This window comes from Streptomyces sp. NPDC035033 (assembly GCF_040636735.1).
In the GTDB taxonomy this organism is placed as follows: Bacteria; Actinomycetota; Actinomycetes; order Streptomycetales; family Streptomycetaceae; genus Streptomyces.
This window is the reverse complement of the sequence record NZ_JBEZUZ010000068.1, coordinates 31029-43844: the sequence shown is the minus strand read 5'-3', so window position 1 is coordinate 43844 and position 12816 is coordinate 31029. Positions and strand designations below refer to the sequence as shown.

The following is a 12816-nucleotide window of genomic DNA, read 5'->3' as shown; positions in this document are numbered from 1 at the left end:
CGTGGCCGACGGCCGGTGGGCGTGGGGGCGGACCCCCCCCCCCCCGCGCCCGCCAAGGCCGTGATCGGGAGCCGGGCGCTCGACCCCGCCCGGCGGGGCGCCGCCGCCCGCGCCGGACGCGCCCAGGCCGCGGCGCACGCGGAAGCGGTCGCCGCCGTGTGGACGGGGTGACGGGCGGGGCCGCGCCGGGCGGGCGCGGGCGCGTTCCGCGCGGTTGCACAATGAGGGGGTGAACGAGCAGATCCCCGTCCTGCGCGAGGTCGACCACGGCACCGCGCGTCTCATGCCCGACGTGGACCGGGAGCGGGCCTGGCTCCTCACGGTCGACGGCGCGCCGCAGTCGTACGTCGACCTCGACGCCCCCGGCCACCTGGAGTTCGAGTACGCCCGCCGGCTCGGGCACGTCGTCGACGGCGCCGCCGCCGACGGCGCGCCCCTGGACGTGCTGCACCTCGGCGGCGGGGCGCTCTCGCTGCCGAGGTACGTCTCCGTCACCCGGCCCGGTTCGCGCCAGGACGTCGTCGAGGCCGACGGCGGACTCGTCGCCCTGGTCGCCGAGCACCTGCCGCTGCCGGAGGGCTCCGGGGTCACCGTGCACACGGCGGACGCGCGCGCGTGGCTCGAAGCGGCGTCCGCCGCCTCGGCCGACCTGATCGTCGGCGACGTCTTCGGCGGCTCGCGGGTCCCGGCGCACCTCACCTCCGTCGCGTACGCGCGCGAACTCCGGCGCGTCCTGCGCCCTGGCGGGACCTACGCGGCCAACCTGGCCGACGGCGCGCCCTTCGCCTTCCTCCGCTCCCAGCTCGCCACCTTCGCCGCCGTCTTCCCCGAACTGGCGCTGCTCGCCGAACCGTCGGTGCTGCGCGGCCGGCGGTTCGGCAACGCGATCCTGGTCGCCTCCGACGCGCCCCTCGACCTCCCCGGCCTCACCCGCCGCGCCGCCAGGGACGCCTTCCCCGCGCGCGTGGAGCACGGGGAGGCGCTGGCCCGGTTCACGGGCGACGCCGCTCCGGTCGACGACGCCCGGGCCGTGGGGTCACCCGTTCCCCCGGAGGGCGCCTTCGGCATCGGCTGACGGCCCCGGCGCGGGCACCGCGCCGGGGGTCTTTCCGCCGGCCGCGCCGGCGCCCGTGCCCGCGTCGCCCTTCGCCGCCGGCACGCCGTGCGGACGCCGCGTCATGTTCCGCACGTCGGGGACGAGCAGGACGAGCCCGGTGACCAGGGTCATCAGGACCACCGCGCCCCACAGCGACTCCGTCCGGCCGAACGCCGTCTCGGCCGGGCCCGCGAGGGCGGTCGACAGCGGCAGCAGCGCGGTCGAGCCGAACCAGTCGTAGGCGGAGACCCGGGAGAGCTTCTCCTCCGGGATCTCCTGGTGCATCGTCGTCATCCAGGAGACGCCGAAGATCTCCATCGCCACACCGCTGACGAACATCACCGCCGTGAGCCCGACGGGATGCAGCGGGATGGCGAGCGCCGCCGAGGGCAGCGCGATCGGGAACACGCCGAGCGTGCCGACGAGGAGCAGCCGGCGCGGCTTCCACCGCGTCATGAGGACGGCGCCGGCGACGGTGCCCACGCCGTAGCCGGCGAGCGCGATGCCCCAGGGGCGCGCGCCGCCGAGTTCGTCCCGGGCGACCAGCGGCCCGTACACCGACTCCACCGCGCCGATGAGCGCGACGACGACCGAGAACTGGGCGACGATCGACCACAGCCACGGGCGGCCGATGAACTCCTGCCAGCCCTCGCGCAGATCGGCGAAGAGCCCGCCGCCCGGCTTGCGCTCCGGGATGCCGCTGACGTCGAGGAACGCCCGCAGCGCGCCCGCCACGGCGAACGCGGCCGCGTCCACGGCGAGGACCCAGCCGGGGCCGACGAAGGCGACGAGCGCCCCGCCGAGCGCGGCGCCGCCGATGCCCGCGCCGTGCATCGCCATCCGGTAGAAGGCGAAGGCGCGGCCGGCCTGCTCGCCCGAGACGCTGGACATGAGCATGCCCTCGGCGGCCGGGTTGAAGAAGGCCTGCCCGGTGCCGCAGAGCCCGGTGAGCACCATCATCTGCCAGATCTCGGCCGTGCCGGAGAGCACCAGGGCGGCGAAGACCGCCTGGGAGACGAAGTTGAGCGCGTTGGCCGCGACCATCACCCGGTGCCGGGGTATCCGGTCCGCCACCGCGCCGCCGATGAGCAGGAAGACGACCAGCGGCAGGAAGCGCGCCATCGCCACGAGGCCCACGTCGCCCGCGTCGCCACCGGACTCGAACACGGCCCAGGTGGTGGCGATCAGGGCGCCGTGGGCACCGAGACTGGTCACGATGGTGGCGGCGGTGAGCAGCACGTAGTTGCGTCCGGCCCATTCGGGGCGGCGGCCGCTGCGGGGGGAGGCGGGGCGTTTCGTCACTCCGGGACTATCCCCGCCGCCTCCCCCTCCTGCCAAACCGATAACCGGACCGGCCGTCACACGGAGCGCCGGGGCGGGGGGAGGAGCGGCGGGCCGGCGGGCCGGTCAGGACTGCTTGCTGAGCCGGACCGTGGAGAGGATCTTCCGGATCGTCGCGTCCGGGAGCTCGTCCTTCACGCCGTCGGCCGCGTAGAGCACGAAGGCCGCGTAGTCGTTCTCGGCGTTGAGGAAGCTGAAGGCGAACGACTTGCCGTCGGTGTCGCACTTGTTGCGCTTCTTCACGTTCGGCGCCGTGGCCGTGGCCAGGCTGCCCTTCAGGCCGGACGCGGTGGTGAACGGGACGGCCTTGGTGACCTTGATGCTCTTCTCGGGCATGTGCTGGGCGAACGCGGCCCACACCCACAGGCCGGCCTGGCCCTGCGCGGCGGCGGCGGTCCCCTTGGCGCCCTGGGCGCCCTTGGTGCCCGCCCCGGCGAGCCCCGTGTGCTCGGGGCTGCCGTTCCTGTCCGAGTCGACGGCGCACCACTCGCTCTTGAGGTCGGCGGGGCCGGACATGACCACGAGCGGACTGCCGTCGCCCTTCTTGGCGTCCTCGAAGCCCACCTGCATGGTCGGCTTGCCGACCTCCCACTCCGGCGGGACGTCGAAGAGGGTGCCGTAGCGGGGGTTGTGGACGACCTTCCAGCCCGGGACCGTCGGCTCGTACGTCGTGCCGTCGCGCGGGTTGTCGAGCTCGCTGGTGGGACCGTCGGACGGCTCGCCCGTCTCCGCCGAGGGCGTGCCGGAGACCGGGGCCGAGGAGCTCGTGGACGGCTTGCCGGCGTCGTCCGTCTTCTCGTCGTCCTTGCTCAGGACGAGGAAGCCGGTCACGCCTCCGGCGACGACGACCGCGGTGGCGGCCACGATCGCGATGAGCGTCGTCCGCTTCCGGCCGTCCCCGCCCGGGCCCTGCGGCGGCACCGGGCCGGGCACCTGGTACTGCGGCACGGTCGGCTGCTGGTACGGGTTCGGCTGCGCGTACCCCTGCTGCGGGTACGGCTGCTGCGGGTAGCCGCCCTGCTGCGGGTAGCCCGGCTGCGTCGGCTGCTGGTACGGGTTCGGCTGCTGGTACCCCGGCTGCTGGTACGGGTTCTGACTCTGGTCCTGCGGGTTCTGCTCGCCCCCGGGCGGCTGCTGTCCTGGCCACATGGCCCGTAACGATAGAGGGGCGGTGGCGGCCGGGCCACGCCCGGGGCACGGGACGGCCGGGGGCCGTCGGCCGACGGGGCATGGCCAACGCTCCTACTCGCGGGTAACATCACGGCGCATGAGCGCAGATCAGATGTCCGTCGGCGAGATGCTCGCCGCCACGGTCCCCATGGCCAAGACCCTCGACCTGGAGTTCCTGGAGACCACCGGCGAGCGCGCCGTCGTGCGCCTGCCGGACCAGCCCGCCTACCACAACCACCTGGGCGGCCCGCACGCCGGCGCCATGTTCACCCTCGCCGAGTCCGCCAGCGGCGCCATCGTGCTCGCCGCCTTCGGCGACCAGCTCGGCCGGGCCGTACCGCTCGCCGTCAGCGCCGAGATCGCGTACAAGAAGCTCGCCAAGGGCGTCGTCACCGCCACCGCGACCCTCGGCCGCCCCGCCGCCGAGGTCGTCGCCGAGCTCGACGCCGGGCAGCGCCCCGAGTTCCCGGTCCGCATCGACATCACCCGCGAGGACGGCGCCGTCACCGGCGAGATGACCGTCCTGTGGACCCTGAGGCCCAACGACCCCGGCAAGTGACCCGCCCGGCGGACCGGTACGCCTGACGGACCGTTCCGCCCGGAGGCCCCTCCGGCGCCGCCGGTACGGACTTCCCCGCCCCCGCACCCTCCCCCCGGGTGCGGGGGCGGTCGCGTCACGGGACGGCGGACCGGGGAACGGGCGGGGCGTCGTACGCACCGCGCCCGGGGGCCGGGCCCGCCGGGATCCGCGCCGGCGGGCCCCGGGCCGCGGACGACCGTCGAGATCCGTTCGGGGCGAGCGGGTAGGCTGCCCCGGCGTGCCCGACGCGGGGCACGCCACCGCGGCGGCCCGCGACCGGGGCCGCGCAGGTCCGACGGGAGGAACCCGCGTTGCACGTCCAGGAATGGCTGGAGACGATCCCGGCCGTCGCCATCTACGCGCTGGTGGGGGTGGTGATCGGGCTGGAGAGCCTCGGCATCCCGCTCCCCGGCGAGATCGTCCTCGTCAGCTCGGCCCTGCTCGCCTCGCAGCACGGCGACATCAACCCGTACGTGCTCGGCGCCTGTGCCACCGCGGGGGCGATCATCGGCGACTCGATCGGGTACGCGATCGGCCGCAGGGGCGGCCGTCCGCTGCTCGCCTGGCTCGGCGGCAGGTTCCCCAAGCACTTCAGCGAGGCGAACATCGCCCTCGCCGAACGCTCCTTCCAGAAGTGGGGCATGTGGGCGGTCTTCTTCGGCCGCTTCGTCGCCCTGCTGCGGATCTTCGCCGGCCCGCTCGCGGGCGTCCTGAAGATGCCGTACTGGAAGTTCCTCCTCGCCAACGTCTTCGGCGGCATCCTGTGGGCGGGCGGCACCACCGCCGTCGTCTACTCGGTCGGCGTCGTCGCCGAGGCGTGGCTGAAGCGGTTCTCCTGGCTGGGCCTGGTCCTCGCCGTCCTGATCGGCGTCACCTCGATGCTCGTCATCAAGAACCGCGCCAAGAAGGCGGCCGCGGCCGCCGAGCGGCACCCGGAGCCGCGGCGGGAGGCGGAGGAGAGGCCGCGGGAGACGGTCGCGGCGGACTGAGCCCGCGCGGGGACGCGCCCACCCGTACGTGACGGAGGGCGGCGCCCGGAACCTGGTTCCGGGCGCCGCCCTCCGCCGTCCGCCGCCCGGCCGTCAGTCCTCGTACGCCTCGGCGTGCCCCTTGGCCAGGTGGAGGTACATCTCGGCGTTCAGCCGGATGCCCGCCCGCTCCTCCTCCGTCAGCGGACGGCGGACCTTCGCGGGGACGCCGGCGACCAGCGAACCGGGCGGGACCTCCATGCCCTGCGGCACCAGCGCCTGCGCGGCGACGAGCGAGCCCGCGCCGATCCGGGCCCCGTTGAGCACCGTCGCGCCCATGCCGACGAGCACGTCGTCCTCGATGACGCAGCCGTGCACGGTCGCGTTGTGCCCGACCGTCACCCGGTCGCCGATCGAGACGGGGAAGCCCGGGTCGACGTGGACGGTGCAGTTGTCCTGGACGTTGGAGTCCTCGCCGACGGTGATGGGGCCGCAGTCGGCGCGCAGCACCGCGTGGTACCAGACGCTGGCCCGCGCGCCGAGCGTCACCTCGCCGAGCACCACCGAGGTCGGGGCCGTGAAGGCGGACGGGTCGACGCTCGGCTCCTTGCCGCCGACGGCCTTGATCAACGCCTCTGCCATGGGGTCACTCCTGAGGGTCCGTACGGCCCGTGCGGCCGTGGGGGTGTCGCGCCTTCCGGTTGTCTGCCCGCACCTTATGCCGCGCCCATGACGGACATCACAGGGGACCGCGCCGATCAGGTCCCGCACCGCCGACTACGGTGTCGGGGTGCCCAGAAACGGAAACACGTTCTCCTCCCTCGCCGCCTGGCGGCGCCGGGTCGTCGCCCACGCCCTCCAGGGCGGCCGGCGCTGGGCGCAGCAGGCGGGCGCGGTCACCGCGGAGCACCCGGGGAAGCTGAAGTTCCGCCGGCTGGGCGCCGGCACCCGGCTGGCCTTCCCGCAGGGCACGGTCTTCGGCGAGCGGTGGATCGAGATCGGCGAGTGCTGCATCATCGCCGAGCAGGTCACCCTGACCGCCGGGATGCTGCCGGGGCTCGACCTCGGCACGGAGACCGTCCTCACCCTGGGGAACGGCGTCGTGCTCGGGCGCGGCAGCCACGTCATCGCCGACACGACGATCACCATCGGCTCGGACACCTACTGCGGGCCGTACGTCTACATCACCTCGACCAACCACAGCTACGACGACCCGCACGAGCCCATCGGCCGCCAGTGGCCGCGCTCCGAACCGGTCTCGATCGGCCCCGGCTGCTGGCTCGGCACGGGGGCGGTGATCCTGCCGGGCGCGCGGATCGGCCGCAACGTCGTGGTGGCGGCGGGCGCGGTGGTGCGCGGCGAGGTGCCGGACCACTCGGTGGTGGCGGGCGCGCCGGCCAGGGTCGTCCGCCGCTGGGACCCGGAGCGGGGCTGGCAGCCGCCCCTGCGCACCCCGGCCCCGAGGCCGGTCCCCGAGGACGTCACCCCGGAGCAGCTGGCGGCGCTGGCGGCCTGGGAGGCCGAGCGGGCGGAGGCGGGGGAGAGGCCGGCGGCCGAGGCGGACGGGAACGCCGAGGCGGCGGACGCCGTCACGGCCGGATAGCGGCCGGCGGACGCGAGGACCGGTCCGCGCCGCGCGGCCGGCGGGGCCCCGCGGAAGGGCGGTGGCCAGGGCGGACGCGGCGGACACGGGCCCCGCGCGGGCAGGGGCGGACCGGTCGGGGGCAGTACAGTGCACTGCACGATCGGGCGCACCTCACCGTAGTGCGGTCTGTTGAACGATGTCATCCAGGATATTGGACGGAACGTGTCGGATCTCGACCAGCTGACCCAGTCGCTCGCCCGCAATCTGAAGCGCTGGCGCAACGAGCGGGGCTTCACCCTGGACGCGCTCGCCGCACGCTCCGGGGTCAGCCGCGGAATGATCATCCAGATCGAGCAGGCCAGGTCCAATCCGAGCGTCGGCACCACCGTGAAGCTGGCCGACGCCCTCGGCGTCTCCATCACCACCCTCCTCGACCACGAACAGGGCCCCCACGTCCGTCTCGTCCCGCCGGAGCAGGCCGTCCGCATGTGGTCCACCCCGGCGGGCAGCCACACCACCCTGCTCGTCGGCACCGAGGCCCGCGGCCCCCTCGAACTCTGGTCGTGGTCCCTGGTGCCGGGCGAGGGCAGCGCCTCCGACCCGCACCCGCAGGGCACCACGGAGCTGCTCCACGTCGTCGCCGGCGTGCTCACCCTGGTCGTCGACGGCGTCGAGCACACCGTCCCCGCCGGGACCTCCGCCGTCTTCGAGGCCGCGGCCCCGCACACGTACCGCAACGACGGCGGGGAGACGGTCGAGATGACCATGGCCGTCTCCATCCCGCCCGCCCGCTGAACGGCCCGTTCGTACGGTGAGACGGCCGGCCGCGCCGCGGACGGGAGCCGTTAGCGTGGCGCGCATGCGCGCACCCATCGGAGACTTCGCCGACGTCCGACCCGCCCCCGACCGCCTCGACCTGCTCACCCCGCCCGTCGCCGCGGCCGTCCGCGCCTGGAGCGGCCCGGTCCCGGCCGACCAGATCCTCTACGTCGACACCGACCCGGCCATCGCCGACACCGCCGTCTTCGTCGAGCACCACGGCCCCGCCCTCCTCGACGCCTCCGCGAACTGCGTCGTCGTCGTCGGCAAGCGCGGCGAGACGACGACCCTCGCCGCGTGCGTGGTCGGGTCGGCGACGCGCGTCGACGTCAACGGAGTCGTGCGCAAGCACCTCGGCGCGCGCAAGGTGCGCTTCGCCCCGATGGAGACGGCGACCGGCGACACCGGCATGGAGTACGGCGGGATCACGCCCGTCGGCCTTCCCGCCGAGTGGCCCCTCCTCGTCGACGCCGCCGTCGTCGACACCCCGTGGGTCCTCGTCGGCAGCGGCCGCCGCCGCGGCAAGATCATCCTCCCCGGCAAGGCGTTCGCCCAACTCCCGAACGCCGTCGTCCTGGAGGGCCTGGGCCTCCCGGCCGCCTGACCGGGACCGCACGGAGGCGGCCGCGCGACCGCTCAGCCCAGGCGCGGGATCTCGATCGCGGGGCAGCTAGGGTGTATTTCCCCATGTGATACTGCCCTGCATCGGGGAGGTCCCTATCAGGGGAGAAGCATGGAACGGGAAGACACCGACGCGCTAGCGGCGCTCGGGCTGACACCTGAAGAGCTGGAGGAACTCGGGCTCGACAAGCCCGCCACGGGTGACCCGAGCGAGCTCGTAGACCTCTACCTCCGGCGCTCCAAGAAGATGGAGGATCTGGCCACCCTGCGGCGCCACCTCCGCGACGCTGTCAGGTGGGCTCATGCGGAGGGGCTCGGGATCCGGCACGTCTGGTTCGAGCAGCGCAGCGCAAGTAAGCAGCACATTCGTCGGGACGAGTTTGAAAACGCGAAGGCGGCCGTCCTTGCTGGGCGGTCAAAGTGCCTCGCTGTGTGGAAGACGGACAGATTGGACCGGCGCGGCATGGGGGCCGTCGGCTCGCTCCTCGATGAACTCGACCGCCGGCGTGCCCGCCTCGTGTCGATCACTGAAGGGCTGGACAGCAGTAAGGGCGGTCGCATTGTGTTCGCCATCCTCTCGGAGAGAGCCAAGGACGAGGCAAAGGACATCGCCCTCCGTGTGCAGACTGGCCTAGAGGCGCACCGCATCATCGGGCGAGCACCAGGGGGTAAGCCGCCTTACGGCGTCAAGCACGTCGGCGACGGCAAGGTGGGGCCCCACCCGGACGAGTACCCGACGGCCCGAAAGATCGCCGAAGCGTTGTTGAACGGAGAAGCCGGGACGACCGTCGCTCATGCCATGACCCGAGAGGGGGCCCGTACCCGTTCAGGCCGGCATTGGTCTGCCAATGCCATTTCCCGCATGGCGCATTCCCCGCTCTGGGCTGGCCTCGTTCCCTTCAGGGAGCGCCAGACTGACGAGTACGGGAACCCTGTGGACAAGTGGGGCTGGAAGGCTGAGCCCCTGCTTGACGTGGAAGGCAAGCCTGTTGTCTGCGGCACTGGCGTTGTGTCGGTGACAGAGTGGTACGCCATCCGGTCTCTCATTGCGGGCCGGACGGTCCGCGGAATCAAGCGGGGGCACGGGGTTCGCTCCGCGGCGAAGATCCTCACCGGCATTCTGCGATGCCCGCACTGCAAGGTGGGACTCGTTTCGGGTGGCGAGTCGTATCGATGCCGAACGCGCATGGAAGGTGGAGAGACTGCCTGTCCTGGAGTCCGCACTTCTGTGGCGCGGGTTGACTTCGTGGTGGGGGAGATGTGGGTTACCCACGTCTCCGCGCTGGAGCCGGACGACCCTGTTCTTCATGAGATTGGGGCTCGATGGCTGGCCTACCAGGATCCGGAACGTGCAGAGCGTAAGCGTCACGTCGGGGCAGCACTGGACGACGCGGAGCGGAGGCTTGCAGAGCTGGACGATGCCTACTTCGTCAAGGGCCGCATGCCTGAGGAGCGCTACGCCCGGATCTCGTCGGCGCTCGACGATCAGATCTCGTCGCTCCGGACAGAGATGGAGGAGCTGAAAAGGCAAACGGACCTCACGCCGCTTCTCGACGGTTCCCTCCTGGCGGAGGCGTGGCACGCCGCGACGCTCGCGGACAAACGCATGCTGCTGCGCTGTGCCATCGATGAACTCGTCCTACTCCCGTCCACGGGACAGGGGGATCGCCGACCGGTCCGCGACCGCCTCCACGTGAAGTGGCTGTCTGTCGAGCCACCGAGCAACACGGACTGACGTTAGGCACGCGAGAGGCCCCGCTACTACGGGGCCTCTTTGCGTTGCTCAGGAGTCGGATGGTGTCGACCACGTTCCCGCCAGCGGACGCGTCGGGAGCACCGCTCCTGGGCGGCTTACGAAGTACTCCATGAACTGACGGAGAACCGCTGAGCGGTCACTGTCGACGGCCTTCGCCGCGTGGTCGAAAGCGTCCCACAGATCGCTGTCGATACCTCGTAGCCCGCGAAGGGGGTGCTTGTGTTGGCTAGCCATGACTCAATGATGCCAGGGTGGTTGACCACCTGTCGACCATGTGTCATCTTGAAGGTGGTCAACCACCCCGTGAGAGCGGGAAAGGGTGCAGCCCCGGTGTTCCTCTGGCCGAGTCTCCGGGGCTGCGCACTCCCGTGAAGGAGCGATCCAGCATGGCATATCACTTCTCCCCCCGGCGCGAGCGTCTGAACGCCGTCCTCGTCGTCGGCGACACGTCCACCCCTGACGGCCTGGCCGACGTCACGGCCCTGGCCCACGAAGTCGCTGTCCGCATGCAGGTACCAGCGGTGATCGCGATGGGGCGTGACTACGACGTCCGGGCCTACGACACCCTCGTGTACGACGAGGGCTCCTACCTGGAGAACGTCGACGCGGCCGTTCTGTGGGCGGAGGCGTCGAGCGACGAGGCGGACATGGCCGTGATGAACCTCGATGACCTGGAGTCGTTCGACTTCATGGTTGTGTGCGGGTGGTGCGGAGAGCCCGACGAGGACGACCCCATGCCGACGCTCGTCGAAGGAGTCTGGATCCCCGCCGAATTCTGCGGCGGATGCCTGAACGAGGCGCGGCGCCAGGGGCGCGTAGACGCGTAACACTCGGTAACCGAATCGCCCTCGATACCCGCCCCCCGCACCCCGTGGGAGGCGGGTCGTCGGCGTTCCTGGTGACGTCGAGCGGCATCCTCGTCCTCCGGACGGGTCGGACCGGGGCGAACTGTGGGGAGTTTGGCACCGTCCTGACCTGCGGAAATGGCCGGAACGGTCAAACTAGACCCTAACTTCTACTTTTCCCTTAACGCGTTATAGAGAAAAGGAGAAAGCTATTCGGTTCGGCACTTTGGACCCCGGTTTGGCGGGGGCGCCTGCTCGACGTCGAGTCGGACGGAGGCGACGAGGCGGAGGAGGCTCGAAACGGCCCGTGAGGGCACCTCTGAGGCCCTGGAATGCATCTAGGTCACTCGGGTGCATTGCGGTGGTTACGGGCCGCAGGAAGGCGCCTTGAGGCGTTCACGGCTTTGAGGGCGTTCAGCGCCCCGCGTTCGACCCCTTCAGGGCTCAGTTACACAGAGTGTCCGCTAGTAAGGATGGGCGGAGTCGCTGATTCAATCTCACATTGCAAGGCCAACATAACGACTGTGTAACCATTTGAGGGGCAAATGCCTCATCTTCGCGATTTTACGTAACACGCCCCCCATAACTAAAGTAGGAGGGGTTTTCGCGGACGCCGGCTTTGGGCGCGGCTCCCGACCCTCCGCTGACTGCGCCCCCGCTCCCTCCTCTCGGCGGGTGGCGCGCTGCCCTGCGTCGTCGAGCACCCGACGAGCCGCGTTCTCTCTCTCCTCCGCGAACGTCGGCGAGCTCCGGCGCAGGGCTCTGACTTTCGAAGCACTGTCCGACGGGCAGTGCTTCTCTTTTTGCCCAACTTTCGCCAGGAACGCGAGGAAGCCAGGAACAGGAGTGCCCATGGCCGACGTGCCCACCCCCCATTCAAGCGACCGCCCGTGCACGCTGTGCGGACGACTCCTTCCCCGGGATGTCCGTTACTTCAGCCGTGACCCCATGGGGCGGCAAGGACTGTCCGCCAGGTGCCGTGAGTGCCGCGCTGCCGTCGAGCGAGAGCGGTACGCCCGCACGTCGGCTGACGTCCTGGAGCGCAAGCGTCTGGCGCGCATCGAGAGGGCGGAGATGTTCCGCGACTCACCCCAGTGGAGCGCCGCTTAGGCGCCCGTATAGACCCCTTCCTGGCCTCGTCATCCGACGGGGCCAGTTTCATGCCCGAGAGAGGTAAGAATGATTGCCAACCCTGAGTACCGCGCCGCATGGAGCGCCGTTCCTGACGTCGTGCACGCAGAGACGCAGCTCCGAAAGCTGGAGGAACGCCGAAGGGCCCTGGGCGACGTCCCGAGTCCTGATCAGGCTCGCCGCAGGGTGTTCGACGAGGCGGCCACGGCCGTGCGTGCCGGCGCCGAGTTCCCCGATGACATCGGGACGCGCGCGGCCGACGCCTACAGGGGCGCTCTGGAAGCCGAATCGGAGGCGCTGGGGCTCAGTGAGGGCATCAACAGCCTTCGCTACCACCTGGACTACCTGCGGACGACCGACGGCGCGGAGATGGCCCTTGAAGCGCTCGGGAAGCGCCTGACGGAGTTCCTGGCGGAGGTGAAGAAGCCAGCCGCCGAACTGGGCGGCGCGCGTTCCGCGGAAGAGGCAATCCAGCGTGGAGGCAAGGCGCCGGCGGCGTGGAAGACGCTCACGAGCATGCTGGGCACACTGCGGAACATCCGCCAGGCTCAGCTCGACATCCTGAGGCCGCTGGGCGACGGCTACCGACTCAAGGAGCTTCGCGAGAAGGGCTACTTCGAGGCGGCGGGCATCACGCTCGACGGCGTCCCGGAGGACATCATGCGCGCCATGACGTCGGGCTACTACGACGTCCCGTATCTCGTGTACCTGGCAGAGCTCCCCAACGTATGGGTGCCGACGAGCTTCGAGGCGCTGGAGGCTGAAGACGCTGTGGATTGCGGCGTCTCTGACGACTACGTCCACGATTACACCCCGCGCGAGCGGATCATCCCTGCGCACCCGGAGCCGAAGCGGCACGGGTTTGAGCGCACCCCCGACATCACCCTGAAGTGAGAGAGGTAAC

Annotated in this window: 12 protein-coding genes; 9 read left to right on the top strand and 3 right to left on the bottom strand. The window is 71.5% G+C overall.

The genetic code is table 11. The annotated features are described in order from the left end of the window. Positions 1–229: 229 nt before the first annotated feature. Positions 230–1075: a fused MFS/spermidine synthase gene (locus tag AB0E83_RS24815; RefSeq protein WP_362115879.1), complete on the top strand. Its 846-nt coding sequence runs from the start codon at positions 230–232 to the stop codon at positions 1073–1075. Here the strand turns inward: AB0E83_RS24815 and AB0E83_RS24810 are convergent. Together AB0E83_RS24810 and AB0E83_RS24805 are read right to left on the bottom strand one after the other, a co-directional pair. Beyond that, the gene (locus AB0E83_RS24810; protein ID WP_362115876.1) at positions 1037–2398 is read right to left on the bottom strand and encodes an MFS transporter; all 1362 of its coding nucleotides are present in this window, start codon (positions 2396–2398) and stop codon (positions 1037–1039) included. The two genes, AB0E83_RS24815 and AB0E83_RS24810, sit on opposite strands and share 39 nt — an antisense overlap. 105 nt (positions 2399–2503) lie before the next feature. After that, entirely contained in the window at positions 2504–3586 is a 1083-nt protein-coding gene (locus tag AB0E83_RS24805; RefSeq protein WP_362115873.1) for a hypothetical protein, read from the bottom strand. A gap of 118 nt (positions 3587–3704) precedes the next feature. On the opposite strand from AB0E83_RS24805, the gene AB0E83_RS24800 reads away from it, so the two are divergent. Both AB0E83_RS24800 and AB0E83_RS24795 read left to right on the top strand, forming a co-directional pair. Continuing rightward, complete coding sequence (locus tag AB0E83_RS24800) at positions 3705–4166, top strand: DUF4442 domain-containing protein (RefSeq protein WP_362115870.1); 462 nt, start codon at positions 3705–3707, stop codon at positions 4164–4166. Between the two features lie 332 nt (positions 4167–4498). Continuing rightward, positions 4499–5176, top strand: coding sequence for a DedA family protein (locus AB0E83_RS24795; RefSeq protein ID WP_362115867.1), 678 nt, complete (start codon positions 4499–4501; stop codon positions 5174–5176). Between the two features lie 93 nt (positions 5177–5269). On the opposite strand, the gene AB0E83_RS24790 is transcribed toward AB0E83_RS24795, so the two are convergent. Further along, a complete protein-coding gene (locus tag AB0E83_RS24790) occupies positions 5270–5797 on the bottom strand; it encodes a gamma carbonic anhydrase family protein (protein ID WP_362115864.1) in 528 nt (175 codons plus the stop codon). A 148-nt stretch (positions 5798–5945) separates the two neighbouring features. Here AB0E83_RS24790 and AB0E83_RS24785 point away from each other — a divergent pair, with 148 nt between their 5' ends. The 6 genes from AB0E83_RS24785 to AB0E83_RS24760 all read left to right on the top strand — a co-directional run bounded on the left by AB0E83_RS24785 (position 5946) and on the right by AB0E83_RS24760 (position 12806). Beyond that, positions 5946–6758, top strand: a complete 813-nt coding sequence (locus AB0E83_RS24785) for an acyltransferase (RefSeq protein ID WP_362115861.1) — start codon at positions 5946–5948, stop codon at positions 6756–6758. A 204-nt stretch (positions 6759–6962) separates the two neighbouring features. Continuing rightward, the gene (locus tag AB0E83_RS24780; RefSeq protein WP_362115858.1) at positions 6963–7535 is read left to right on the top strand and encodes an XRE family transcriptional regulator; all 573 of its coding nucleotides are present in this window, start codon (positions 6963–6965) and stop codon (positions 7533–7535) included. Between the two features lie 64 nt (positions 7536–7599). Beyond that, positions 7600–8163, top strand: a complete 564-nt coding sequence (locus AB0E83_RS24775; RefSeq protein ID WP_362115855.1) for a YbaK/EbsC family protein — start codon at positions 7600–7602, stop codon at positions 8161–8163. A gap of 129 nt (positions 8164–8292) precedes the next feature. Then, positions 8293–9915: a recombinase family protein gene (locus AB0E83_RS24770; protein WP_362115852.1), complete on the top strand. Its 1623-nt coding sequence runs from the start codon at positions 8293–8295 to the stop codon at positions 9913–9915. 407 nt (positions 9916–10322) lie between these two features. Further along, positions 10323–10763, top strand: a complete 441-nt coding sequence (locus tag AB0E83_RS24765) for a hypothetical protein (protein ID WP_362115849.1) — start codon at positions 10323–10325, stop codon at positions 10761–10763. Positions 10764–11960: 1197 nt separating this feature from the next. Then, positions 11961–12806, top strand: coding sequence for a hypothetical protein (locus AB0E83_RS24760; RefSeq protein ID WP_362115846.1), 846 nt, complete (start codon positions 11961–11963; stop codon positions 12804–12806). Positions 12807–12816: the final 10 nt, after the last annotated feature.